Here is a 23,072-nt window from a genome sequence, read left to right on the forward strand (position 1 = left end):
ACCTCGCGTCACTCGACGGAAGGACCAGCATGACCCCGAACGTCTCGGCAGGCTACGGCGTCCACTCGGAGGTCGGCAGGCTGCGCAAGGTGATGGTGTGCCGCCCCGGGCTGGCGCACCGCCGGCTCACCCCGACCAACAGCGACGCGCTGCTGTTCGACGACGTCCTGTGGGTCGAGAACGCGCAGCGCGACCACGCGGACTTCGTCGACAAGCTGACGTCCCGGGGCGTCGACGTCGTCGAGCTGCACGACGTCCTCGCCGCGACCCTGCAGGTCCCCGGTGCCCGCGACTGGCTGCTGGACCGCAAGATCGTCCCCGAGGAGGTCGGGCTCGGGCTGGTCGAGACCACCCGCGCGTACCTGGAGTCCCTGCCGCCCGCGCGGCTCGCCGAGCTGCTCATCGGCGGCCTGGCGACCACGGACCTGCCCGAGGACTTCCGTACCCCCGCCATCGGGCTGGCCCGCGAGTCCACCGGCGCCCGCGAGTACCTCATGCCCCCGCTGCCCAACACCCTCTACACGCGCGACACCACGTGCTGGCTGTACGGCGGCGTCACGCTCAACCCCCTGTACTGGCCGGCGCGCCACGACGAGACGCTGATCTACCAGGCGATCTACCTGCACCACCCCGACTACGTCGGCTCGACGGTGTGGTGGGGAGACCCCGGCAAGGAGTGGGGGCAGTCGACGTTCGAGGGCGGCGACATCATGCCCGTCGGCAACGGCGTCGTCCTCATGGGCATGAGCGAGCGGACGTCGAGGCAGGCGATCACGCAGGTCAGCGCCGCGCTGTTCGCCCAGGGGGCAGCAGAGAAGGTCGTCGTGGCGGGCATGCCGAAGCTCCGCGCGGCCATGCACCTCGACACGGTGCTCACGTTCGTCGACCGGGACGTCGTCACGCTCTACCCGACGATCATGGACGCGGTCCACACGTTCACGCTGCTGCCGTCCGACACGGCCCCGGGCTTCGAGGTCGTCGACGAGGGGTCGGCGCGGTTCACCGACGTCGTCGCGCGCTCGCTCGGTCTGGACTCGCTGCGCGAGATCGACACCGGCGGCGACGTGTACGAGTCCGAGCGCCAGCAGTGGGACTCCGGCAACAACGCCGTCGCCCTGGAACCGGGCGTGGTGTTCACGTACGACCGCAACACCGTGACCAACACGCTGCTGCGCAAGGCCGGCATCGAGGTCGTCACGATCGTCGGGGCCGAGCTGGGCCGCGGCCGCGGCGGCGGTCACTGCATGACGTGCCCGATCATCCGCGACCCGCTGGACTGGTAGCCGGGGGTCGCGTGCCGTCCGCAGGGTCCTGATGTTCGTGCTGGTCACCGGTTCGCCGGAAATGTACGGTGACCAGAGAGGCGACACCCGCAGGGGTGCGCAGGTCGGGGGCTCGGCCATGGCAGTCGGAGAGCACACCAGCACCGCCACGGGAGTCGCCTCGCGGCGCCCCGACCGCAACGAGATCGTCCGCGCGCGCTGCGTCCGCGCGCTCGACGTCGGGATCACGACGAGCCTCGTGACGGCCGTCGTGGCACCCGCCGGGTACGGCAAGACGACGCTCCTGCAGCACTGGTCGGCCCGGCACGACGCGCCGACCGTCGTCGTCAACGGCGCGTCGGACCTGCGGGCCGCCGTCGTCACCGCCCTGACGGGCGAGGCGTCCGACCGCCCCTGCGACCTCACGGACGCGCTCCGGGCAGCGGATCCCCGCACCGTCCTGGTGGTGGACGACCTCCACGAGCAGCCGACCGACGCCGCGCGCGAGCTGGTCCGCGAGATCGCGACCGACGGCCCGCTCCCGCTCGTGCTCGCCTCCCGCTACGACCTGCCGATCGCGGCGCACCGCCTGCGCCTGTCCGGCGACCTGACGGACGTGCGCGCGTCGCAGCTCGCCTTCACGCCGCAGGAGGTGCAGGACCTGGCGCGGGCGACCGGCCTGCCGGAGCTCGACACGGACGCGGCGGAGCGCCTGGTCACGGTCACGGACGGCTGGGCGGTCGCCGTCCGGCTCGCGCTGATGTCGGTGGACACGGACCGGGACGTGTCCGCGCAGCTGCGCACGCTGCACCCGTCCGACCTGGACATCGGCGGTTACGTCGTCGAGGAGGTCGTCGCGCGGCTCGAGCCCGACGTCCGCGACTTCGTGCTGCGGGCGACCACGGACGACGTGATCGAGCCGGCCCTCGCCGACGAGCTGGCGGCCGGCGGCGCGGCCCTGCTTGACGACTGCGTGGCACGCGGGCTCTTCCTCACCCCCGAGCACCGGCGCGGGCGGACGGCGTACCGCTGGAACCCCCTGTTCGCTGCGCACTGCCGCGCGCTGGCCGCCCGGCGGCAGCCGTCGGTCGCCCTGCTGCTGCACCGCCGCGTCGCGCTGCACCGCGCGCAGGACGACCCCGCGGTGTCGGTCGAGCACGCGCTGCAGGCGCGGGACCGCGAGCTGGCGCGTGCCGTCCTGACCAACCGCTGGCCCGAGCTCGTGCTCAGCGACCGCGGGCAGGACGTCCTCGCGCTCACCGAGCAGACGGGCGCGCTGCACGACCTCGGGCTGGAGTTCGCGCACGACGTCGTCCAGGCGCTGCTGCGGGGCGCGCCCCCCGCGCCGCCGGGGTCCGCGGGGCCGGTGCCGCTCGCGGTCGCCGCCCTCCTGACGGAGACGGACGCCGCCCGGGCGGCGAGCGCCGCCGACGCCGTGCGCACCCATCTGCCGACCGTGCCGGCCTCGCAGGCCGCGACGCGCGCCCTCCTGCTGTTCGCGCTCGCCGCGTCCGGGTTGGAGCGCACCGACGACCCGGTAGCCGTCGGCGCGCTGCTCGGCGAGGCCGCCGCCCTGCGCGACGCCCAGCGGCTCCCCGTGCTGGTGGCGGCGTGCCGCGCGCACCGCGCGCTCCTGCTGGTCGCTGGGGGTGCGGTGCGGGAGGCGGACGCCGTCGCATCGGCCGCCCTGCGCGCGGCCGAGGAGGTGGGCGCGGCGCGTGCGTCCGCGCTCGTGCCGGCGCACCTGACCCGGGCCCTCGTGGCCCTGTGGCAGGCCCGGCTGCCCGACGTGGGTGTCCACGTCGAGGCCGCGCTCACCGGTCCGCGGTGCGCCCGGCACGCGGCGGTCTGCCGGGTGGCGGCCGCGCTGCACGCCGACGCCGACCTGGCCGCCGACGTGCCCGGTGCGGCACGGCGGCTGCACGACGCCCGGTTCGTCGGCGGCGACGTCCCCCCGCTGTGGGCCGACCTGCTCGACGTCGCGGGCGCCGTCGCGGACGCGCTGACCGGGATCGACACCGGTGCGCAGGGCACGCGCGAGGGGCACGAGGCACGGACGGCCCCGTCCGTCGGGGGCGACCTGCGTGCCGCGTGGGAGGCGGCGCGCCTCGCGGACGCGGGGCTGCGCGTGCCGGCGCGCGCCCTGCTCGACGACCTCTCCGAGCGCGCGCCGGTCGGCGTGGTGCGTGCCCGGGTGGCGCTCGCCGAGGCCGTGCTCGACCGGCACCACGGTGAGCCGACGCGCGCGCACGCGCGCCTCGAGGAGGCGCTGACGGACGCGGTGCCGGACGCGCTGGTCCTGCCCTTCCTGCCGTCGGGCACCACCGGACGGGACCTGCTCGTCGCGCACCTCGCGTGGGGCACGCAGCACGGTGCGACGATCCGGCTCGCTCTGCGGCTCGCTGCCGCCCGGGAGCGCGTGCCTGCCGAGCACCTGACCTCCCGCGAGCGCGAGGTGCTCCTCTGCCTGCGCGCCGGCATGTCGAGCCGGGAGATCGCCGACGCGCTCGTCGTCTCCGTCAACACCGTCAAGACGCACCAGCGCGGCGTCTACCGCAAGCTCGACGTCCCCGGCCGCCGCGAGGCCGTGCGCGAGGCGACGGCCCGCGGCCTCCTCGACTGACCCCGACTCAGCCGAAGAGCGCGTCGCCCCTGCCGGACGCGTCCCCGGAGCCCGGCTCCTCGACGGCCTGCAGGTCGACGACGTGCAGGCCCAGGTCGTGCAGGTACGCGACGACGGACGTCAGCGCGGAGCTGTCGACGACCCGGCAGGACAGCAGGTGCAGGTCGCCCTCCTCCACGACCACCACGTCCTGGAGGGCGAAGGCCGATGCGGCGGGCACCGGGCCGCGAATGCGGATGTGGTACAGCACCGGCCCTCCCCCGAGTCGCCCTTGACGCCGCCCCCGGCGGGACGGTCAGCCTGCGACGTTCTCGACGTCGTCGCCGTGCACCGTGAGCGCCCACAGGACCGCGAACGACAGGGCGATCGCGACGACGGACCACCAGGGGGTGGCGGGCAGCGAGACGAACTGCGCGAGCACGTTGAGCCCGATCAGCACGATCGCCGTCACGCGCGCCCACGTGGCGCCGTTCATGAGCGCGAAGCCGGTCAGCGCCAGCGCGGCGCCGAGCAGCAGGTGCACCCAGCCCCACGTCGAGACGTCGACGACCGCGACGCCCTCGGCGCTCCACGACACGACGACGTCGCTGGAGAAGGCGGCGACCGCTCCCGCGATGACGTTCGTGAAGCCGACGACGATGAGTGCGAATGCTCCGAACCATGCCCAGCCCACCCAGGCGCTCGGACCTCGTGCCGCCATGTCGGTCTCCCCCCGGCGTCGCGTCTCCCTCGACCGCGGCGGTCGCTGCCGCGTGGACCCACGCTCCCGGAGATCGCCGCGCCGTGCCTCACCCGCCGCGGGTGACCGCCGCAGGGTCGTCGGGCCCGCCGGGTGAGCTGCATGCATTCTGCATGCACTGTCGGTAGACTGCAGGCATGAGCGTGTCACTCACCGTGCGGGACGTCCCCGACGAGGTCCGGGACGAGCTGGCCGCGCGCGCCGCGCGCAGCGGCCGGTCGCTCCAGGAGTACCTGCGGGCGACGCTCACCGACCTCGCCTCGCGTCCGACGGCGTCCGACGCCGTCGCGCAGGCACGCGGGCGCGCGCTCGCCTACCCCGAGGTCAGCGCGCAGCAGATCCTCGACGACCTCGACGCCGGCCGGCGGTGACGGGACTCCTCGTCGTCGACGCCTCGGCCGTCCTGGCGACCCTGATCGATCCGGGAGACCGCGGCGAGCAGGCCGCCGCGCACCTCGCCGGTGCGCAGCTCGCCGCACCCGACCTGCTCGGCTACGAGGTGCTGAACGTCCTGCGTCGGCGTCGCGCGTCCGGCCACCTCACGCCCCACCAGGCGACGCTCGCCGTCCGGACGTGGTCCGAGCTGCCGGTCGACCTGTGGCCCTTGGCGTCGATCCAGCCCGCCGTGTGGCGGCTGGCGCACAACCTCTCGGCGTACGACGCCGCGTACGTCGCACTCGCGACGCACCTCGACGCGCCGCTGCTCACGGGCGACCACCGGCTCGCGGCGGCCCCCGGCGTGACCTGCGACGTCCTCACCATCTGACACCGCACGACCCACCACCCGGGGCCGGGCACCCGCACAGGCCACCTGCGCTCGCCGGGGTACGCCAGTGGCCGGCAACACCCTCCTCCCGCGACGATCCTTCATCGCCGGTGCGGCTCGTTGAAGGCTCCAGCCAGAGTCTTCAATCGGGCTGCCTTGAGTTGAAGACTGTTACCCTAGGCTTCAACTGAGCCCGAGGGTGGTGAAGCATGGAGCACGACGCCCGCGGAGCCCGGACGCAGGCCTGGCCGGCCGTGGCCACCGAGGAGCTCGCGTGGACGGTCACGAACCCCCACCTCGACCCGTTCCAGCGACGACGAGTCGCCCGCCCGTACCGTGCCGCGGTGGTGCCGCGCATCGCCGACGCCGTGCCCGTCGTCGACCCCGCGGTCCTCCGGATCGCCGAGGAGGCAACCCTCGACGTCGCGCGGTTCGACGCCGAGATGGCCTTGCTGCCCGTGCCGATGCCCGCGGTGCTCCTGCGCACCGAGTCGGCGTCGAGCTCCCAGATCGAGCACCTGACGACCAACGCACGCAACCTCGCACTGGCAGCCCTCGGAGCACCGTCGCGGCAGAACGCCGACCTCGTCGCAGCCAATGTGCGGGCGATGTCGAGCGCACTCGCCGGCGGTGACGACATCACAGCCGCCGGGATCCTCGAGGCGCACCGCGCGCTGCTCGTCCGGTCCGATCCGGACGTCGCCGGGCACTGGCGCACCGAGCAGGTGTGGATCGGTGCGTCCTCGATCAGCCCGCACGGGGCCGACTTCGTGCCCCCGCACCACTCACGCGTGCCCGCAGCAATCGACGACCTCGTGGCGTTCGCAGCACGTGACGACCTGCCCGCGCTCGTCCACGCCGCCCTCGTGCATGCCCACCTGGAGACGATCCACCCGTTCGTCGACGGGAACGGTCGCACCGGCCGCGTCCTGCTGCACACGGTCCTGCGACGCCGCGGCCTCGCCCTGCACACCACGGTGCCCGTCTCTGCCGGGCTGCTGCGCGACCCCGAGGCGTACTTCCGCGCCCTCCAGGCGAGCCGCACGGGCGACCCGAACCCGATCGTCGAGCAGGTCGCGTGGGCCGCGACCGCAGCCACTGCCAACGGCCGCGAGCTCGCGGCCGACGTCACGCGGATCCGCGAGGAGTGGCGCGGACGCCTCGGTGCACGGTCCGACTCGGCGGCCTGGCGGCTCACCGACCACCTGGTCGCTCAGCCGGTCGTCACGGCCGGGCACGTCGCGACGACCCTGGGCGTGTCGGACCGCGGCGCGCGCAACGCGATCCAGGTCCTGGAGACCGCCGGCGTCCTGCACTCCCCCTCGGCGGGTCACCGGGCCCGCACCTGGCAGGCCGACGACGTCCTGCGCGCGATGGACGCGTTCGCCGCTCGCGCGGGCCGGCGCCGCTGACCCCTGCCGCGTGCGGTCGACCCAGCCTCTGGACGCGCCGGCACCGCAGCCCGGGACGTCAGCGGAACCGTGCCGCGAACTGCCCCGGCGTCAGCCCCGTGACCCGGCGGAAGTCGCGCGTGAAGTGCGGCTGGTCGGCGTAACCGAGCTGCGCCGCGACCTGCGCCAGCGACACCTCCTCGTCGCGCAGGCGCTCGGCGGCCTCGTGGAGCCGGCGGCGCTGGATCAGCCACTTCGGGCTCAGGCCGGTCCGGCGGCGGAGCAGCCGCTGCAGCGCGCGCTCGCCGATCCCGAACCGGTCGCCCAGGTCGTCGACGCGCAGCAGGTCGGGGTCGTCCTCGACCTGCGCGACGACCCGGTTGACCAGCAGGCCCTCCTCGTCGACGGGGAGGAACGTGCGCAGCAGGTCGGCGTACGCGTCCATGGCCGCGCGCTGCGCGTCCGGCAGGTCCGCGCCCGCGGACATGGCGGCCCGCACCCGCGTCGTCAGGCGCTCCCCGGGCGCGCCGAGGACCGTCCCGAGCTCCTCGGCACGGTCGGTCCACCGGTGCACGGGGTCGCCCGTCAGCAGCGCACCGGCCGCGGGTTGCAGCATCAGGCCGACCGCCCAGCCCACCCCGGTGAGCGTCGTGGTGGACAGCCCCGACACCACGCCGTAGAAGCGCGCGTAGTCCCGGGCGACGACCATCAGGCACACCGGGTACTGCAGGACCTGCTGCCGCGACTCCGCACCGGCCGGGACGTCCCAGACGGGGATCCAGAATCGCCGGGCCAGGTCCGCCAGGTCGGGCGGGACCTCGTGCCGGTCGATGCGCCACGTGCGGTCCGCGGGGTCGACGAGGTGGGCGCGCTCGATCGCGTCGAGCCGTCTGACGGCTTTCATCAATCCCGCCTCCTCCCCCGGCGCCTACGGTCGGTGGATGGACACCATCGTGACGGACACGCCTGACATCCCGCGCCTGACCACGGCCTTCGGCGCCGTCTGCGACCGGCTCCCGGCGACCGCCTGGGAGCAGCCGTCCCCGTGCGAGGGCTGGACGGCGCGCGACGTCCTGCGGCACGTCGTCGACACCGAGCGCGACTTCCTCGACCAGCGCGGCGTGCCGCTGCCGGCGATCGACCTGGACGGTGACCCGGCCGCCGTGTGGCGGACGCACGCGGCGGCACTCACGCGGGCCGCCGCCGACCCGGCCGTCGGCGGGCTGGAGTACGACGGCCACTTCGGCCGCACGACCGTCGGCGACAGCCTGCTGCGGTTCTACGGCTTCGACCTCGTCGTGCACCGCTGGGACATCGCCACCGCGGCGGGTCTCGACGAGCGGTTCACCGACGCGGAGCTGGCCTTCGCGGAGGAGTGCGCCGCCGGCTTCGGGGAGTCGCTGCACGCCGAGGGCATCTGCCGCCCGGGCGTCGAGGCCCCGGCGGACGCCGACCGCCAGACGCGCCTCCTCGCCCTCCTGGGCCGCACACCCCCGCGCTGACCCCCACCCGCACCGCACCCCCTCCGCGAGAGAGCAATCCAGTTCCGGAGGGCGGACGTCAGGGGGTCGGGTCGTCGCCGGTGGGGTCGGACGGGTAGATGCGGCGGGCGCCGGTGTCCTGGTTGTCGCCGGGCGTCGGCTGCCCCTCCGGGCCCTGGGCGCCGGGCAGCGGCTGGTTCTCCGGGTCGTTCGTCTCGGGTCGCTGGGACGCCGGGTGGACGGTCTCCTCGCTCATGGACCCACCCTCACCCCGGCGCACCGGACCCGCCAGTCAGCAGGTGGCGCACGACCGGCCCGGCGCACACCGGCGTCGCGCGAGGCGCGGCACCTCCTGCAGCGCCCGCGCGACCACCGGGACCACCGGGACCCGCCACCGGGCGCGTGGTCCCGGTGGCGGGCGCCGTCACCCGGCGACGACCCCGCACGCGACGCGGTCCCCTGCGTCGCCCGTCTTGCGCGTCGCCTCGTCAGGACCCCCGGCCGCGTACCGCTCCGGGATGTGCGCGACGTTGTCCGGGTCGGCGTGGACCATGACCGCGGTGCCGTCCTCGTCCTGCAGGTCGGCGAGCGTCACCGCGTCGGTGCGGACCGTCAGCGTGCCGGACCCGGACGAGTCGACGAGCAGCGGCGGCAGGTCGCCGTGGTGCGCTCCGTGGTCCGCGGCGTCGGCGCCCACGTGCCCACCCGCGGACAGGAAGTCGCCGACCTTCGCCGGGTCCGCGGGATCCGGGCTGTCCGGCTCGCACACGCCGACGGCGTGCAGGTGGAACCCGTGGAAGCCCGGCGGCATGTCGCTGACCTCCACCTCGATCTCGACCCCGCCCGCCTCCTCGTCGACCGACGCGGTCCCGACCTGCGCGCCCGTCGCGTCGAGCAGCGCGAGCTCGGTGTCGTCGTCCTGGCCGTCGGAGCCGGACGTCGCCGTCGCGGCCGTGCCTGGGTCGTCATCGTTGTCGTCCGCGTCGCCCTGGTCGCTGCAGGCCGTGAGTGCCGCGGCCAGCGCGACGGCGACAAGGGTCGCCCTGAGAGTGCCTCGCATCGTGCCCCCTGGTGTCGGTGCTCGGTCGTCGTCCACCGTACGAAAGGTCCGGTGGGCGTGCCCGCCGAGGGCGGGCCGGGCGACCGACCCGGTTCCTGCGGCACTGCCCGCGGCCGGGGTGGCGGCCATCCGGTCGTCGTAGGTCAGCGCCGTGCTGACGTCGAGCCGCACGACTACCCTGCCCGCACGCGCACGCACCGCCACGTCAGGAGGGGGACCACCATGCCCGTACCCCCCGACGAGGTCCCGCTCACGCCCGACGTCGTCGCCGCCCTGCTCGCCGCCCAGCACCCCGACCTGGCCGGGCTCCCGATCGGGCGCCGGTACGCGGGGTGGGACATGGTGATGTTCCCGCTCGGCGACGACCTCGCGGTGCGGCTGCCGCGGCACGCCGCAGCCGTCGGGTCGATGGCGTCCGAGCTGCGGTGGGTGCGGCAGCTGGGGGCGGGGTGGACGTTCCCGACGCAGCAGGTGGTGCGGGTCGGCGAGCCGGGCGACGCGTACCCGTGGCCGTGGGCCGTCGTGACGTGGCTGCCGGGGGTCACCGCCGCGGAGGTGCCGCTCGACGCGTCCGCGGGACCGGAGCTGGGCCGTGCGCTCGCGCAGGTCCACGTGCCCGCGGCGCCCGACGCGCCGCACAACGGCGAGCAGTCGATCCCCCTGGCCGCGCGCACGGACGGCGTCGTCGCGGCCCTCGCGCACGTCGAGCGGACCGCCGGCGCGTGGGGGCTGCGTCTGGACCGCGAGCGCGCTGAACGCCTGTGGGCGGACGCGCTCGCCGCGCCCGTCGACCTGCCGCGCTCCTGGATCCACGCCGACCTGCACCCGCACAACCTGCTGAGCGTCGACGGGCGGTTCGGCGGCATCCTCGACTGGGCGGACATCGCCGGCGGTGACCCTGCCACCGACCTGGGCTTCCTGTGGCTGGCGCTGCCCGCGGCGGGCGTCGCGGCGGCGCTCGACGCGTACGGCGGGGTGTCGTCCGCGACGGCGGCGCGCGCCCGCGGCGTCGGCCTGGCGCTCGCCGCGACGTGGACGCAGTGGGACGACGCGTCGCGCGACATCGGGTGTCGGGCGCTGATCGAGCTGGGAGTGGTGCGGACGGTCACCCTGTGAGCGTCGGCATGCCTCGAGCACATCGCCGCACGCCGGTCAGGGTGGGCTCGCCGCCCCTCCCGACGGGTGCGGGAAGAGCTCGGGAAAGTGTGTGGGGTTGATGCCGGTATGCGGCACGAAGGCTTCACACTTTCTGCCATGACGACCGACGGCTGTGTCTTCTGCCGCATCGTCGAGCGCAGCCTCGACGCCTCGATCGTGCACGAGTCCGCGACGGTCGTGGCCATCATGGACATCGACCCGGTGACCCCGGGCCACGTCCTCGTGCTGCCCCGGGAGCACCTGCCGGGTCTGGCGGACCTCGACGACGAGGTCGCGAGCGAGATGCTCGCCGTGGCGCGCTCGGTCGCCGCCGCGCTCCGACGCTCGCCGCTGCGGTGCGAGGGCGTGAACCTGTTCTACGCCGACGGCGAGGCCGCGTTCCAGGAGGTCTTCCACTCCCACCTGCACGTCTTCCCGCGGTACGCCGACGACGGCTTCACGATCGGCGCGCGGTGGGGCTCGAACCCGGCGCGCGCGGAGCTCGACGCGAACGCCGCCGCGATCCGCGCCGAGCTCGGCCAGGAAGGCCGGCCGGACGAAGCGTGACCTGCGCGCAACACGCCTGACACACGCGGCTCGTACCGTCGCCGCACCGACCCGTGGACACGGGGCGCGCACCGCGCGATTCTGGGTCCACCCGGCTCACGAGGCCGCGCGAGCAGGCCGTGCGGACCACCGCGCACCACCGAGGCGACGCAGCGAGGCAGGAGGGCCGGGATGTTCGACCACGTCGACCCGTTCATCGGCACCGACGCGACCGACCTGCCCGCGCCCAGCGGCCTCGCGGCCACCTGGTGGTGGCCCAAGCCGCAGGTCGGCAACACGCACCCCGGGGCGACGTACCCGTTCGGCATGGTGTCGGCGTGCGCGTACTCCGGGGCGTACCCGACGGGGTACGGGCGCTACGACCTGTCGACCGAGGGCCTGCCGCCGGTGCTGCACGACCGGCTCGTCGCCAGCGGGTTCACGCACTTCCAGCAGTCCGGGACGGGCGCGATCCGCAAGTACTACAACTACTTCCGCGTGACCCCGATGCTCAGCCCGCTCGACGACCTGGGCCGCACCTGGGAGATCGTCGAGGAGGAGGCGCAGCCGGGGTACTACGCGGCGACGCTCGCGTCGGGCATCCGCGCCGAGATCACCGTCGGCCCCAAGTCCGCGGTGCACCGGTACACGTTCCCCGCGCACCACGACGCGCGCCTCGTCATCGACTTCTCGCTCGGCGGCCTGGACATCCCGTACGGCCGGACGATCCCGCTGCGCGCGCACCTGGGGTCCGTCGGCGCGGGCTGCGCCGAGGGTGAGATCGTCGTCGAGGGCGCGCCGCTGGCCGTGCGCGTCGAGTGCGACGCGCAGCAGTGGCGGCAGATGCTCTGGTACGACCGGCGCCTCATGCCCGGCGGCACGCGCCTCGACTTCGACCGCATCCGCCCCACGACGCTGCGGCCCTTCGGCCTGATGTGGGCCGGGCCGACGGAGCCGGGGCAGGTCGTCGAGCTGCGGTTCGGGTTCTCGCTGCGGGGCGTCGACCAGGCCGCGCGGACGCTCGAGGAGGAGTGCGGGGCGGACCCGCGGCACTCGTTCCAGCGGCGGCGGGACACGACGCAGGCGGTGTGGCGCGAGCAGCTCGGCAAGGTGCAGGTCGACACGCCGTCGTCGGACAAGGCCACGGTCTTCGGCACCGCGCTCTACCACTCGCTGATCAAGCCGTGCATCGCGATCGACGAGTCCCCGTTCTGGCCCACGCCCGGGCCGTTCGCGTTCGACCTGTCGACCATGTGGGACATCTACCGCACGCACCTGCCGCTGATGACGGCGCTGGCCCCGGGCAGGTCCGTCGAGCTCGCGAACGCGCTCCTGCAGATCGCCGAGGAGGAGGGCAACCTGCCGATCGGGTACCGCATGGCGCGCGGCGCGGACCGGTTCAGCCGGCAGGGCTCGGCCCTCGCGCACACGTTCCTCGCGGACCTGTGCGCGCTGGGCCTGCCGGGCGTCGACTGGGACTGGGCGCTGGTGCACATGCACGACGACCTGCGCCGCACGTACGGCGAGGAGTTCCTGCTGCACGGCAGCACCCACCCCATCAGCCACACCCTCGACATCGCGTTCGGGTACTGGTGCACGGCGATCGTCGCGGGGCGCGTCGGCGACCTGACGCTCGTCGACCAGTTCGGCCCCCTGGCCGCGCGCTGGACCAACGCGTACGACCGCGAGACCGGCCTGCTCGTCGACTCCACGTACTACGAGGGCGGGCGCTGGAACTACTCGTTCCGCCTCATGCACGACATGGCGTCCCGCATCGCGCTGGCCGGCGGCGACGACGCGTTCACGAGGATGCTCGACCGCTTCTTCGGCTTCGGCGCCGACCCCGTCAAGCAGCCCGGCCTGCGTCCCGACGTCGAGGAGATGGCCGCCGGGTACGCGCTGCACCGGTTCGAGGGCCTGAACAACGAGCCCGACATGGAGGCCCCCTGGTCCTACATGTACGCGGGCCGTCCGGACCGCACCGCGCAGGTCGTCCACGACGTCGTCCAGCAGCAGTTCGGCACCGGGCGTGGCGGGCTGCCCGGCAACGACGACTCCGGCGGGTTGTCGTCCTGGTACGTGTGGGCGACCCTGGGACTCTTCCCCGTCGCCGGGCAGAACCTGTTCCTGCTCAACGCGCCCGCGTGGCGCGAGGCACGGCTCGACGTGGGCGGTCGGCCGTTCACGGTCGAGACCACCGGATTCGTCGAGCCCGAGCCCGGCGGACCCGTCCAGCACGTGCAGTCGGTCCACCTCGACGGCGCCCCGCTCGAGCGCCCGTTCCTCACGGGCGGCGAGCTGCACTCGGGGGGTCGGCTGCTCATCGGCCTCGGCCCGGAGCCCTCAGGCTGGGGCACCCGGCACCGACCGCCCAGCGCGCGCGCCCCGCACGTCGACGTCCCGCTCCCCCGCCTGCCCCTCCGGTAGACCCCCACCCATCCCCGCGAGCGGGCGACCCAGCCCCGACCTGACCCGAGAGGACGACGCCGTGGACCCCACCGCCGCCCGCCCCGACCGCCGCCTCGTCATCGTCGTGCGCGCCGACCCGGTGATCTGCGGTCACTCGGGCGAGGCCCGCAACCTCGCCGAGGCCGCGCTCGCCCGCGGGTTCGACGACGTCCGCATCGTCACCTGGCCGATCGACCGGCTGCAGGAGGCGGGCCTGCCGCTCAAGCCCCTGGACGGCGTCATGCCGTACTCCCCGGGGATCGTCGTCGAGCGCCCCGGGCCCGTCGGCGACTACAAGGTCCCCGACGGCCGCTACCTGGCCGGCCTGACGGGCCGCCTCGTCGAGCTGTTCACCGACGGCGTCCCCACGGTCGCGATGTCCCTGTACCTGTCGCCGCACGCCACGGCCGTCGCCGACGCCGTCTCGGTCGCGCGCCGCACGGGCCTGCCCGTGAACGTCGTGACGGTCGCGGAGGCCGTCGGGTCCGACGTCACCAACGTCGTGCGTGCGTGCGTCGAGCAGGACCGGTTCGGTGCCGCCGCGCACGTCCTCGCGCAGTACCTCTCGCACGACGTCGCGCTCGCGGTGTCCCAGTACACCCGCGACCTCATCATCAGCGAGGCCACCCTGCTCGACGCCCGCTACGGCACGCACTTCGCCGAGGCGTGCCGCGCCCGCGTCCACGTCTCCTACCCCGCGATCGACGTCGGCACGTACCTGGCCCGCGACGAGGGCGAGACGGACCGCGTCCTGGCGGAGCGTGGCCTGACGCGCGACGGGTACGTGCTGTTCCTGTCGCGGCTCGCGCACGCCAAGGGCGTCGACGACCTCATCGACGGGTACGTGCGCTCGGGTGCACCCGCCGCAGGGCGCCGCCTGGTCGTCGCGGGCAGCGGCCCGCAGGCCGCCGAGCTGCGCGCCCACGCCGCCGGGACGCCCGTCGCGGACCTCATCACGTTCCTCGACGACGTCACCGACGACCAGAAGGGCCACCTCATGGCCGGCTGCACGGCCTTCGTGCTGCCGTCCAAGCCGCGCCCCGAGTTCGTCGAGACGTTCGGCATCGCCCTGGTCGAGAAGATGCTGTCCGGCGGCGGACCCGTCGTCACCACCGTCACCGGAGGCATCGGCGAGGCCGTCGGCGACACCGCGATCATCGTCCCCGTCGACTCCCCCGACGCGATCGCCGCGGCGATCGACGACGTCCTGGCCATGGACCGCGCCGAGCGCGCGGCCTGGTCCGAGCGTGCGCGGGAGTACGCGCTGCAGTTCGACCGGGGCGTCGTGCTGGACCGGATCCTCGACCAGGTCGCGGCGGTGACGCGGGAGCCGGTGCCGGCGTGAGACGGGTGAGCATCGACGACGCCACGACGCACCTGTCGCGGCTCGTCGCGCGCGCCGAGCGCGGCGAGGAGACGGTGATCACCCGCCACGGTCGGCCGGTCGCACGCATCGTGCCGATGCCGCCCCGTCCGCTCGTCCGCACCCGGCGCGCTGCGCGGCCGCCTCACCATCGCCGCCGACTTCGACGACTTCACCGACGAGGACGCCCGGGACTGGTACGGCGCGTGAGGCTCCTCGCCGACACCCACGTGCTCCTGTGGTGGTGGGCGAACGACCCCCGCCTGCCGGCCCGGCACCGCGACGTCCTGGCCGACGGCGGCACCGAGGTGCTGTTCTCGTCCGTGAGCATCGCGGAGATCGCCATCGAGGCGTCGCTCGGCAAGCTCGACTCCCCTCCCGACGTCGCCGCGGTGCACGTGCAGGGCGGCTTCGTCGAGCTGGCCTTCACCGCCCGACACGCCGCCCTGCTGGGCACGCTGCCGTGGCACCACCGCGACCCGTTCGACCGGACGCTCGTCGCGCAGGCCGTCGTCGAGGGGCTGACCATCGCGAGCGTCGACGCGCGGGTGGCGCAGTACGACGTGGCGGTGCTCTGACCAGTCTCGGCGACACGGTCGTCCACAGGCCCCACCGTTGTCCACAGGCCCACCCACGGGGATGTGCCCGATCTGCCAGGCTCCTCCCGGTCGTAGGTGAGCGACGAGCCGACCGGCTCGGCCGCCCGGCCGGTCACCGGAGGTCCCTGCCGTGCTGTCGCGCCGTCACGCTCGTCTCGCCCCTGCCCTCGTCCTGCTGCTGGGCGCCCTGACCGCCTGCGCGGGTGGTGCGACCGCCGACGCGGGCACCAGCCCTGTGCCGCTCGCGCCCGCGCCGGACGCGGTGCTCGCCAGCCCCGAGGTGACCGGCCCCGCCACGCTGACGGCCGACGACTTCATCCGCACGGTCGTCGACGCGCAGGTGACCGCGCAGAGCTACGACTTCACGCTGTCCCTGGGCAGCGGGGACGAGCTCATGGCGATGAACGGCTCCATGCACCTCGGCGGCGGCTCACCCTCGTTCGCGATGTTCGTGCTGATGCCCGACGCCCCGCCGATGACGATCCGGTCGGTCGCCGGCATGAACTACGTCAGCCTCGGCGACGTCACCGGCGGCAAGTTCCTCGCGGTCGACCCGCAGGACACGTCGCACCCGCTCACCGCCGTCTTCGCCGACTCGATGAGCCAGGTCGACCCCACGATGGGCCTCGGGGAGCAGGAGGCCGCCGTCGTCAGCGTGACGCCGGACGGCGGGCCCGTCGACCTCGACGGCACGCAGGTGCAGAGGTACGAGGTCGTGGTCGACCCCTCGAAGATGCCGGAGAAGCTCGCCCAGCTCGAGGCCGGCCTGCCGCCCGGCATGGAGGTCCCCGAGACGCTCACCTACACCTACGTGGTCGACACCGAGGGCCGCATCCAGATGGTGACCTTCGACGTCCTCGGGATCCGCGGGCGGATGGGCTTCTCGAACTGGGGCAGCGGGACCCCCGTCGAGGCGCCGACCGCCGAGGAGATCACGACCGAGGACCCGTTCACCGGCTGAGTGCCGGGGCGCGCCGGTCGCCACGCACCCAGCACCAGCACGCGTCGCATGCGTCCAGTCAACCGTGCCGACGGGCCGGGGCCGCCCCGGTGCTCACCGCACCCGGGCGAGCTCCTCCAGCGCGGCAACCGGGTCCGGGCCCGTCGGGAACAGCACGCAGGTCGTCGCACCTGCCGCACCGCGGGCGTCGATCCGCTCGCGGACACCCTCCGGAGTCCCCGCGAGCGCGAGCTCCCGGACCCACGCGTCGGGCAGGGCGGCGGCGAACTCGTCCGGCGACGCGCACCCCCGGCGCAGCGCGGCCAGGTCGGCGGCGAACGGCAGCGGTGCGACGTGCGGCGCCCAGTCGGGCTCCCCGATCCACGCCAGTCCGGGACGGGCACGGTCGAGGGCGCGGGCCTCGTCGTCGTCGACGGCCGCGACGTCGTACGTCACGACGCGCGACGGGCGGGTCGCCGCGACCTGCGCCACCGCGGCGCGCACGTAGGCCGGCGCGCACGGCTCGGCCAGGACGACCCCGTCGGCCACCCGACCGGCCGCCGCGAGCGACCGCGGCCCGCGCACGCCGAGCAGCACGTCCGGCACGACGTCGGGCACGGACGACGGGTCGAGCGCGACCCCGTCGAGCAGGACGGGAGCGCGCGGCCCGGTCGTGACGGTCTCGCCGCGCAGCAGCGCCCGCAGCGCGACCGTGTACGCCTCGAGGTACGTCAGCGGGCGCGCGGGCCACCGCCCCACCGACCGCATCCAGTCCGGCATGCCGTGCCCGACGCCGTACGTCACCCGCCCCGGGAACAGCCGGGCGAGCGTCGCGGCGTCCATCGCGGCGAACGCGACGTCGCGCGCCGCGGCGGGCACGATCCCCACGCCGACGTGGATCCTCTCGGTCGCTGCCAGGACGGCCGCGGCCTGCGCGGCACCGCCCCGGAACCCCAGGTCCTCGACGACCCACAGCTCGTCGAACCCGAGCGCCTCGGCGCGGCGGGCGTGCGCGAGCACACGGTCGGCGGGCAGGTCACGCGGCAGGAGCACCCCGAGGGACGGCGTCGTCATGGGGACATCCTCCCCTCGGAACGTCCGCGCCGTGACCGCGGCGCGGTGCGCACTGCACGGCGCGCGACCGGACCTTCCAAGGCAATCCGGTCACCGGGAGACCGAGGTCCCTTGATCTCCTCGGCTGTGACGGTCCGATCCTCGATCCTGGGCGGCGACGCCCATGCGCGGGCGCCACCACCCCCCCAGGAGTCGACGCCCATGCGCGTGCACACGAAGATCGCCTCGACCACGACCGTGATCGCCCTGGTGGCGGGAGGGACCCTCTGGTCGGCCGTCCCGGCGTCGGCGGCGACGGCACCCGACCTGGCGTCCGCGATCTTCGCGACGCCCTCGGTGGTGACGGCGTCGAGCCTGAGCGCCCCGTCGGCCGCCACGACGGCCGTCCGCACCGACCCGGTCGCGGGATTCCCGAGCCGGGCCGGGGGCTCCTACGCCGTGCTCTCGTCGGGGGCGGCCGCGTCCCTCACCGCAGGCCCGCAGAGCTCGGGGGCGGACACGAGCTACGTGACCACCTCCTCACGGGGCGGCGCCTACGACGTGACGACGCTCGAGGTCACGCTCGACGTCCCGGCGGGGATCAACTGCCTCCTGGGTGTCACCTTCCGCTTCCTCACGGACGAGTCCCCCAACGGCACCACCTTCCAGTTCAACGACTCCTTCGTCGCCGAGGTCGGCGCCAGCACCTGGACGGTCAACCCCGACCGGTCGATCACCGCGCCCAACAACTTCGCCTTCGACACGTCGGGCCGCCCCATCAGCGTCAAGGCGGGTCTGTTCTCCGTCGCCGGCGCTGCGGGCGAGGCCGCCGGGACGATCTTCAACGGCGCGACTCCCCAGCTCACCGCCCAGGTCCCGCTCACCGGGGGCGAGGAGCAGAAGCTGTTCTTCTCGATCTTCGACGTGGGCGACTCCGTGGTGGACTCGGCGGTCCTGATCGACAACCTGCGCATCGGCACGGTCGACGACCCGGCGACGCAGTGCCAGAAGGGCGCGACGACGAACCCGACGGAGATCCGCGTCTCGGCGACCGCACCGACGCAGGTCGACGCGTTCGGCACCGCCGACGACACGTACACGATCCCGGCCACCGACGGCGTCGACTACGCGATCGAGGGCACCACCGTCGCTGCTGGGGAGTACCCCGCGACGGGGACCGTCGTCGTCGACGCGACCGCCAAGGCCGGGTACGAGCTGTCCGGTCCGACGCAGTTCACGCTGGTGTTCACCGACATCCTCGAGGCCACCGCCACCGAGCCCACCTGGGACGACACCTGGGGCACCGCGGACGACACGTACACGATCCCGTCGGTGACGGGCGTGGAGTACTCCGTCGACGGCACCCCCGTCGCCGCGGGCAGCTACCCCGCCACGGGCACCGTCACGGTCGAGGCCGCGGCGACCACCGGCTACGGCCTGACCGGTCCCAGCGCGTTCACGCACACCTTCACCGACATCCGTCAGGTCAGCGCCACCGAGCCCACCTGGGACGACACCTACGGCACGGCCGACGACCGCTATACGGTCCCCGCGGTCACGGGCGTGGAGTACACGGTCGACGGTGCGGTCGTGGACCCGGGCACCTACCCCGCCACCGGCACCGTCACCGTCGACGCCACCGCGACCGCCGGGTACGTCCTGACCGGGCCCTCGCAGTTCACGCACACCTTCACCGACATCCGTCAGGTCAGCGCCACCGAGCCCACGTCCGTGGACGCGTACGGCACGGCCGACGACACCTACACGATCCCCGAGGTCACCGGCGTCGAGTACGCGGTCGACGGCGCGCCCGTCACCGCCGGCGACTACCCCGGCGCCGGCACCATCGTCGTCACGGCGACCGCCACCGCCGGGTACGAGCTCACCGGCCCGGCAGAGTTCACGTTCACCTTCACCGACATCCGCCTGGCGACCGCCGTCGAGCCCACCTGGGACGACACCTACGGCACGGAGGACGACACGTTCACCGTCCCGTCGGTGACGGGCGTGCAGTACGCGGTCGACGGCACCCCCGTCGCCCCCGGTGAGCACCCCGCGAGCGGCCCCGTCGTGGTGACGGCCACCGCGACCACCGGGTACGAGCTCACCGGCCCGTCGGAGTTCACGTTCACCTTCACCGACATCCGCCTGGCCACCGCCGTCGAGCCCACCTGGGACGACACCTACGGCACCGCCGACGACACCTACACGATCCCCACGGTCACCGGCGTGCAGTACGCGGTCGACGGCACCCCCGTCGCCCCCGGCGAGCACCCCGCGAGCGGCACGGTCGTCGTCACCGCGAGCGCCACGACCGGCTACGAGCTCACCGGTGCCTCGGAGTTCACGCGCACCTTCACCGACATCCGCCTGGTCACGGCGCAGGCGCCGACGCAGGACGACCCGTACGGCACGGCAGCAGACACCTACACGATCCCGTCGGTGACGGGCGTGGAGTACCGGGTCGACGGGGACGTCGTCGACGCCGGCACCTACCCGGGCACCGGGACGGTCGTCGTGACGGCGACGGCGACGCCGGGTCACGAGCTGACCGGGCCCTCCGAGTTCACGCTCGTGTTCACGGACATCACCCTCACCGAGGTCGTCGCGCCCACGTGGCACGACGTCGACGGCACCGCGGACGACACGTTCACGCTGCCGGCGGTCGACGGTGTCGTGTGGACGCGGGACGGCGGCGTCCTCGCGCCCGGCACGCACCCCGGCAGCGGCACGGTGACCCTCGTCGCGACCGCGGCCCCCGGTCACGAGCTCACGGGGACCACGACGCACTCCTTCACGTTCACCGACCTCGAGCACGTGACGCCGACGGCGCCGACCGCGACCGACAACCCGGGGACGGCGCTCGACGTCGTCACGATCCCCGCGGTCACGGGCGTGACCTACCTGCACGACGGGACCGCGCTCGCGCCCGGCGACCACGCCCTCACGGGTGACGTCGTCATCACGGCCGTCCCGGCCGCACCGCGCTACGTGCTCGTCGGGACCACGACGTTCACGCTCCACCTGTCCGACGTGGACGTCCCCGGTGCGCCGACGATCACCGCCGTCACCGTCGGCAGCCGCAGCCTGACCGTCGCGTTCGCGGCCCCGACCGCGACCGGCGGCATCCCCGTCACGGGGTACGCGTACTCGCTCGACGGCGGCAGCACGTGGGTCGAGGCCGACGGCTCGCCGGTGGTGGTGACGGGCCTCGTCAACGGGACGGAGTACCGCGTCGCCGTGCGGGCGCACAACGCCCAGGGCCCGGGCAGCGCCACCGCGGTCGTCACGGCGACCCCCGTGCCCGCCCCCTACGAGCAGCGGGGTGTCGACGGGACGCTCGCCCTGCCCGCACCGGCGCCCGACCAGGCCGAGGCCTGGGTCGACGGCGCTCGCGTGCCGAGCACGGTGACGACCGACGCCGGCACGCGCACCGTCACCGCGGGCAGCGTCCGCGTGACGCTGACCGGGCTCGACGCCTCCGGCCGGCCCGCCGGGGCCGACGGCCGGCTCGTCGTCACGCCCGACGGCTCGGTGACGGTCACGGGCTCCGGGTTCGCGCCCGGGGAGCTGGTCGACCTGTGGCTGTTCTCGACGCCCGTGCTCCTCGGGACGGCGCACGTCGGGTCCGACGGCACCTTCGCGGCGCGGTTCGCGCTGCCCACCGGGGTGCCGGCGGGGCAGCACACGCTGCAGCTCAACGGGACGGCCGCCGACGGCACGCTCGTGAGCATCGCCTCGGGCGTCCTCGTCGAGGCCGCGCCGGTCGCGGCACCGGCGTCGCCCGCTCCCCGCAGCGCGGCGCTCGCCGTCACCGGCGGGTCCGTCGCCGCGGGCGTGGTGCTCGCGACGTCGCTGCTGGCCGCCGGCGGTCTCGCCCTCGCGTTCGCCGGCCGCAGGCGGCGCGACGCCTGACCGGCGCAGCACCCGACCGGCGCGACGGCGACGGGCTCCCGCGACAGCGCGGGGGCCCGTCGCCGTCAGAGCGTGTCGGGGTCTGCCCCACCGGTCCGGTCGTCGACGGCGGCGAGCGGCACCGAGAACGTCCACCCCGCGGCGCGCATCGTCGGTATGACCCGTGCGACCGCCTCGACCGTCTGGCTACGGTCCCCGCCGCCGTCGTGCAGCAGGATCACGCCCCCCGGCTCCACGCCACCGAGGCGCCGGACCAGCTCGTCGACGCCCGGCGGGTCCCAGTCCCCGACGACGAGCTGCATGTCCAGGGCCTGCATCCCCAGATCCGCGGCGACGGGGATCGTCCGCCCCCAGTGGCCGTACGGCGCCCGGAAGAACGGCACGGGCGCGTCGGGGACGACCGCGTGGATCGCGTCGAGCGTGCGCTGCAGGTCCGCGCGGACGGCGTCGGGCTCCCAGTCCTCGAGGTCGTCGTGCCGGTACGAGTGGTTCGCCAGCACGTGCCCGTCGGCGACGATGCGCCGCACGACGTCCGGGTGCGCCTCGACCTGCTCCCCGACCAGGCAGAACACCGCGGGCACCCCCTCGCGTGCCAGCAGGTCGAGGAGAGTGAGGGTGTCGGGCGGGTTCGGCCCGTCGTCGAACGTGAGGACCGCACGGGGTGCCGCGGGGTCCGAGGGGACGTACCGGATGACGTCGGCGAGGCCGGGGGCGTGGGGGTCCATCCCGGCATCCTGCCGCACCGGGTCGGCGCCGCTACTGCGCCAGCCGCGGGTCCGTCGTCAGCTCGACGTTCGCCCACAGCTCGTACCCCAGGGGCTCGAGGCGGTCGAGCACAGCCCGCCGCACGCGGTCCTCGCCGCTGACGTCCCACGTGCCGGGCTCGACGACGAAGTCGACCTCGACGTACAGCCGCTCGCCCAGCTTGGTGGCCCGCACGAGCGGCTCCCCCAGGCCGTGCTCTGCGCGGACGTGCGCGACCGCGTCGGCGAGCGCCTGCGCGACGTGCGCGGGGGGTGCGGCCTCCAGCAGCTCGAGGGCCGCGGCCCGCAGCAGGCGCAGCGGCACGGGCAGCAGGGCCAGGCACGCGAGCAGCACCAGGCCGGGGTCGAGGTAGCGGACGACGTCGTCCCACCGCAGCGCCGACAGCAGCAACGCCACCCCCGCGCCGGCCGCGTACACGAGGCTGAGGACCGCGCCGGCGCGCCACTGCGCGGCCTCGGCGGCCACCAGGTCCGAGTCCGGCGCGAGCCGACGCACCCGCCGCTCGATGAGCAGCGACGCGACCAACGACGCCAGCCCGTACGCGACGACGACACCCGCGGCCACGTCGGCGCCCCCGGCGACGATGACGATCACCGCGTCGGCCGCCGCGTACACGAGCGTGCCGAGCAGCGCGGCACCCTGCACCGCGATGGCCAGCGGCGTCACCGCCTGCTTGCCGAACGGGAAGCGGGCGCTCGGCGCGGCGGCCGCGGCGCGCGACGCCACCAACGACATCGCGGACAGCACGATCCCCAGCACGACGAACGCGCCGTCGAAGATCAGCACGCGGGACTGCACGAGCACGCCCCCGACGAGCGCCCCGGTCCCGATGACACCCGCACCGACGATCGACTCGACGATCGCCCGCCGCTCCCGCGCCTTCCCGTCGACCGGCTTGCCGTCGACTGGCGTCCCGTCGGTCGCGGTCATCTCCGGCCTCCCCCGTCACCCGAAGGCCCCCGCTCGCGAGCCTAGCGACGCCGT

General features: G+C 74.6%; 21 protein-coding genes and 1 pseudogene. 14 read left to right on the forward strand and 8 right to left on the reverse strand.

The window, feature by feature from the left end; translation table 11 throughout:
• Positions 1-29 precede the first annotated feature (29 nt).
• Together OKX07_RS18845 and OKX07_RS18850 are read left to right on the forward strand one after the other, a co-directional pair.
• Positions 30-1,283: an arginine deiminase gene (locus tag OKX07_RS18845; protein ID WP_265629534.1), complete on the forward strand. Its 1,254-nt coding sequence runs from the start codon at positions 30-32 to the stop codon at positions 1,281-1,283.
• Positions 1,284-1,401: 118 nt separating this feature from the next.
• Positions 1,402-3,885, forward strand: coding sequence for a helix-turn-helix transcriptional regulator (locus OKX07_RS18850; RefSeq protein WP_265629535.1), 2,484 nt, complete (start codon positions 1,402-1,404; stop codon positions 3,883-3,885).
• A gap of 7 nt (positions 3,886-3,892) precedes the next feature.
• Here OKX07_RS18850 and OKX07_RS18855 read toward each other — a convergent pair whose 3' ends face one another.
• On the reverse strand, positions 3,893-4,135 hold the full coding sequence (locus OKX07_RS18855; protein ID WP_265629536.1) for a hypothetical protein: 243 nt from the start codon (positions 4,133-4,135) through the stop codon (positions 3,893-3,895).
• Between the two features lie 45 nt (positions 4,136-4,180).
• A complete protein-coding gene (locus tag OKX07_RS18860; RefSeq protein WP_265629537.1) occupies positions 4,181-4,585 on the reverse strand; it encodes a hypothetical protein in 405 nt (134 codons plus the stop codon).
• A gap of 176 nt (positions 4,586-4,761) precedes the next feature.
• On the opposite strand from OKX07_RS18860, the gene OKX07_RS18865 reads away from it, so the two are divergent.
• The 3 genes from OKX07_RS18865 (at position 4,762) to OKX07_RS18875 (ending at position 6,802) form a co-directional block, all read left to right on the forward strand.
• The gene (locus tag OKX07_RS18865) at positions 4,762-4,995 is read left to right on the forward strand and encodes a FitA-like ribbon-helix-helix domain-containing protein (protein WP_265629538.1); all 234 of its coding nucleotides are present in this window, start codon (positions 4,762-4,764) and stop codon (positions 4,993-4,995) included.
• Complete coding sequence (locus OKX07_RS18870) at positions 4,992-5,390, forward strand: type II toxin-antitoxin system VapC family toxin (protein ID WP_265629539.1); 399 nt, start codon at positions 4,992-4,994, stop codon at positions 5,388-5,390. The genes OKX07_RS18865 and OKX07_RS18870 overlap by 4 nt, the downstream gene beginning before the upstream one ends.
• A gap of 209 nt (positions 5,391-5,599) precedes the next feature.
• Positions 5,600-6,802 carry a Fic family protein gene (locus OKX07_RS18875; protein WP_265629540.1) on the forward strand — a complete coding sequence of 401 codons (1,203 nt, stop codon included), beginning with the start codon at positions 5,600-5,602 and terminating at the stop codon, positions 6,800-6,802.
• A 58-nt stretch (positions 6,803-6,860) separates the two neighbouring features.
• On the opposite strand, the gene OKX07_RS18880 is transcribed toward OKX07_RS18875, so the two are convergent.
• Entirely contained in the window at positions 6,861-7,685 is an 825-nt protein-coding gene (locus OKX07_RS18880; protein WP_265629541.1) for a helix-turn-helix domain-containing protein, read from the reverse strand.
• 37 nt (positions 7,686-7,722) lie between these two features.
• Between OKX07_RS18880 and OKX07_RS18885 the strand changes: the two genes are divergently transcribed.
• Positions 7,723-8,283 carry a TIGR03086 family metal-binding protein gene (locus OKX07_RS18885; RefSeq protein ID WP_265629542.1) on the forward strand — a complete coding sequence of 187 codons (561 nt, stop codon included), beginning with the start codon at positions 7,723-7,725 and terminating at the stop codon, positions 8,281-8,283.
• A gap of 58 nt (positions 8,284-8,341) precedes the next feature.
• Here OKX07_RS18885 and OKX07_RS18890 read toward each other — a convergent pair whose 3' ends face one another.
• Positions 8,342-8,518: a hypothetical protein gene (locus OKX07_RS18890; RefSeq protein WP_265629543.1), complete on the reverse strand. Its 177-nt coding sequence runs from the start codon at positions 8,516-8,518 to the stop codon at positions 8,342-8,344.
• Positions 8,519-8,686: 168 nt separating this feature from the next.
• Complete coding sequence (locus OKX07_RS18895; protein ID WP_265629544.1) at positions 8,687-9,322, reverse strand: superoxide dismutase family protein; 636 nt, start codon at positions 9,320-9,322, stop codon at positions 8,687-8,689.
• 222 nt (positions 9,323-9,544) lie between these two features.
• Here OKX07_RS18895 and OKX07_RS18900 point away from each other — a divergent pair, with 222 nt between their 5' ends.
• The 7 genes and pseudogenes from OKX07_RS18900 to OKX07_RS18925 all read left to right on the forward strand — a co-directional run bounded on the left by OKX07_RS18900 (position 9,545) and on the right by OKX07_RS18925 (position 16,376).
• On the forward strand, positions 9,545-10,438 hold the full coding sequence (locus OKX07_RS18900) for a phosphotransferase (RefSeq protein ID WP_265629545.1): 894 nt from the start codon (positions 9,545-9,547) through the stop codon (positions 10,436-10,438).
• 138 nt (positions 10,439-10,576) lie between these two features.
• Positions 10,577-11,026, forward strand: a complete 450-nt coding sequence (locus OKX07_RS18905) for an HIT family protein (RefSeq protein ID WP_265629546.1) — start codon at positions 10,577-10,579, stop codon at positions 11,024-11,026.
• Positions 11,027-11,197: 171 nt separating this feature from the next.
• Positions 11,198-13,432 carry a glycoside hydrolase domain-containing protein gene (locus OKX07_RS18910; RefSeq protein ID WP_265629547.1) on the forward strand — a complete coding sequence of 745 codons (2,235 nt, stop codon included), beginning with the start codon at positions 11,198-11,200 and terminating at the stop codon, positions 13,430-13,432.
• 61 nt (positions 13,433-13,493) lie between these two features.
• Positions 13,494-14,798, forward strand: coding sequence for a glycosyltransferase (locus OKX07_RS18915; RefSeq protein ID WP_265629548.1), 1,305 nt, complete (start codon positions 13,494-13,496; stop codon positions 14,796-14,798).
• Positions 14,799-14,803: 5 nt separating this feature from the next.
• Positions 14,804-14,905 (forward strand): annotated as a pseudogene (locus OKX07_RS20485) (type II toxin-antitoxin system Phd/YefM family antitoxin); the annotation flags it as partial.
• 117 nt (positions 14,906-15,022) lie between these two features.
• Positions 15,023-15,394, forward strand: a complete 372-nt coding sequence (locus OKX07_RS18920) for a type II toxin-antitoxin system VapC family toxin (protein ID WP_265629549.1) — start codon at positions 15,023-15,025, stop codon at positions 15,392-15,394.
• Between the two features lie 151 nt (positions 15,395-15,545).
• The gene (locus OKX07_RS18925) at positions 15,546-16,376 is read left to right on the forward strand and encodes a hypothetical protein (protein ID WP_265629550.1); all 831 of its coding nucleotides are present in this window, start codon (positions 15,546-15,548) and stop codon (positions 16,374-16,376) included.
• Positions 16,377-16,469: 93 nt separating this feature from the next.
• Here the strand turns inward: OKX07_RS18925 and OKX07_RS18930 are convergent, their stop codons facing one another.
• Positions 16,470-17,429, reverse strand: a complete 960-nt coding sequence (locus tag OKX07_RS18930; RefSeq protein ID WP_265629551.1) for an LLM class flavin-dependent oxidoreductase — start codon at positions 17,427-17,429, stop codon at positions 16,470-16,472.
• 201 nt (positions 17,430-17,630) lie between these two features.
• Between OKX07_RS18930 and OKX07_RS18935 the strand changes: the two genes are divergently transcribed.
• Complete coding sequence (locus OKX07_RS18935; RefSeq protein ID WP_265629552.1) at positions 17,631-21,323, forward strand: RHS repeat domain-containing protein; 3,693 nt, start codon at positions 17,631-17,633, stop codon at positions 21,321-21,323.
• A 65-nt stretch (positions 21,324-21,388) separates the two neighbouring features.
• Here OKX07_RS18935 and OKX07_RS18940 read toward each other — a convergent pair whose 3' ends face one another.
• Together OKX07_RS18940 and OKX07_RS18945 are read right to left on the reverse strand one after the other, a co-directional pair.
• A complete protein-coding gene (locus OKX07_RS18940; protein WP_265629553.1) occupies positions 21,389-22,048 on the reverse strand; it encodes a polysaccharide deacetylase family protein in 660 nt (219 codons plus the stop codon).
• Between the two features lie 31 nt (positions 22,049-22,079).
• Positions 22,080-23,018, reverse strand: coding sequence for a cation transporter (locus OKX07_RS18945; RefSeq protein WP_265629554.1), 939 nt, complete (start codon positions 23,016-23,018; stop codon positions 22,080-22,082).
• Positions 23,019-23,072 lie beyond the last annotated feature (54 nt).

Source organism: Cellulomonas sp. S1-8, assembly GCF_026184235.1.
Taxonomy (GTDB): Bacteria; Actinomycetota; Actinomycetes; order Actinomycetales; family Cellulomonadaceae; genus Cellulomonas.

Coding starts and splice junctions, on each gene's coding strand:
- OKX07_RS18845 (WP_265629534.1), top strand. CDS start 30: ATGACCCCGAACGTCTCGGCAGGCTACGGCGTCCACTCGGAGGTCGGC.
- OKX07_RS18850 (WP_265629535.1), top strand. CDS start 1,402: ATGGCAGTCGGAGAGCACACCAGCACCGCCACGGGAGTCGCCTCGCGG.
- OKX07_RS18860 (WP_265629537.1), bottom strand. CDS start 4,585: ATGGCGGCACGAGGTCCGAGCGCCTGGGTGGGCTGGGCATGGTTCGGA.
- OKX07_RS18865 (WP_265629538.1), top strand. CDS start 4,762: ATGAGCGTGTCACTCACCGTGCGGGACGTCCCCGACGAGGTCCGGGAC.
- OKX07_RS18875 (WP_265629540.1), top strand. CDS start 5,600: ATGGAGCACGACGCCCGCGGAGCCCGGACGCAGGCCTGGCCGGCCGTG.
- OKX07_RS18880 (WP_265629541.1), bottom strand. CDS start 7,685: ATGAAAGCCGTCAGACGGCTCGACGCGATCGAGCGCGCCCACCTCGTC.
- OKX07_RS18885 (WP_265629542.1), top strand. CDS start 7,723: ATGGACACCATCGTGACGGACACGCCTGACATCCCGCGCCTGACCACG.
- OKX07_RS18890 (WP_265629543.1), bottom strand. CDS start 8,518: ATGAGCGAGGAGACCGTCCACCCGGCGTCCCAGCGACCCGAGACGAAC.
- OKX07_RS18895 (WP_265629544.1), bottom strand. CDS start 9,322: ATGCGAGGCACTCTCAGGGCGACCCTTGTCGCCGTCGCGCTGGCCGCG.
- OKX07_RS18900 (WP_265629545.1), top strand. CDS start 9,545: ATGCCCGTACCCCCCGACGAGGTCCCGCTCACGCCCGACGTCGTCGCC.
- OKX07_RS18905 (WP_265629546.1), top strand. CDS start 10,577: ATGACGACCGACGGCTGTGTCTTCTGCCGCATCGTCGAGCGCAGCCTC.
- OKX07_RS18910 (WP_265629547.1), top strand. CDS start 11,198: ATGTTCGACCACGTCGACCCGTTCATCGGCACCGACGCGACCGACCTG.
- OKX07_RS18930 (WP_265629551.1), bottom strand. CDS start 17,429: ATGACGACGCCGTCCCTCGGGGTGCTCCTGCCGCGTGACCTGCCCGCC.
- OKX07_RS18935 (WP_265629552.1), top strand. CDS start 17,631: ATGCGCGTGCACACGAAGATCGCCTCGACCACGACCGTGATCGCCCTG.
- OKX07_RS18940 (WP_265629553.1), bottom strand. CDS start 22,048: ATGGACCCCCACGCCCCCGGCCTCGCCGACGTCATCCGGTACGTCCCC.
- OKX07_RS18945 (WP_265629554.1), bottom strand. CDS start 23,018: ATGACCGCGACCGACGGGACGCCAGTCGACGGCAAGCCGGTCGACGGG.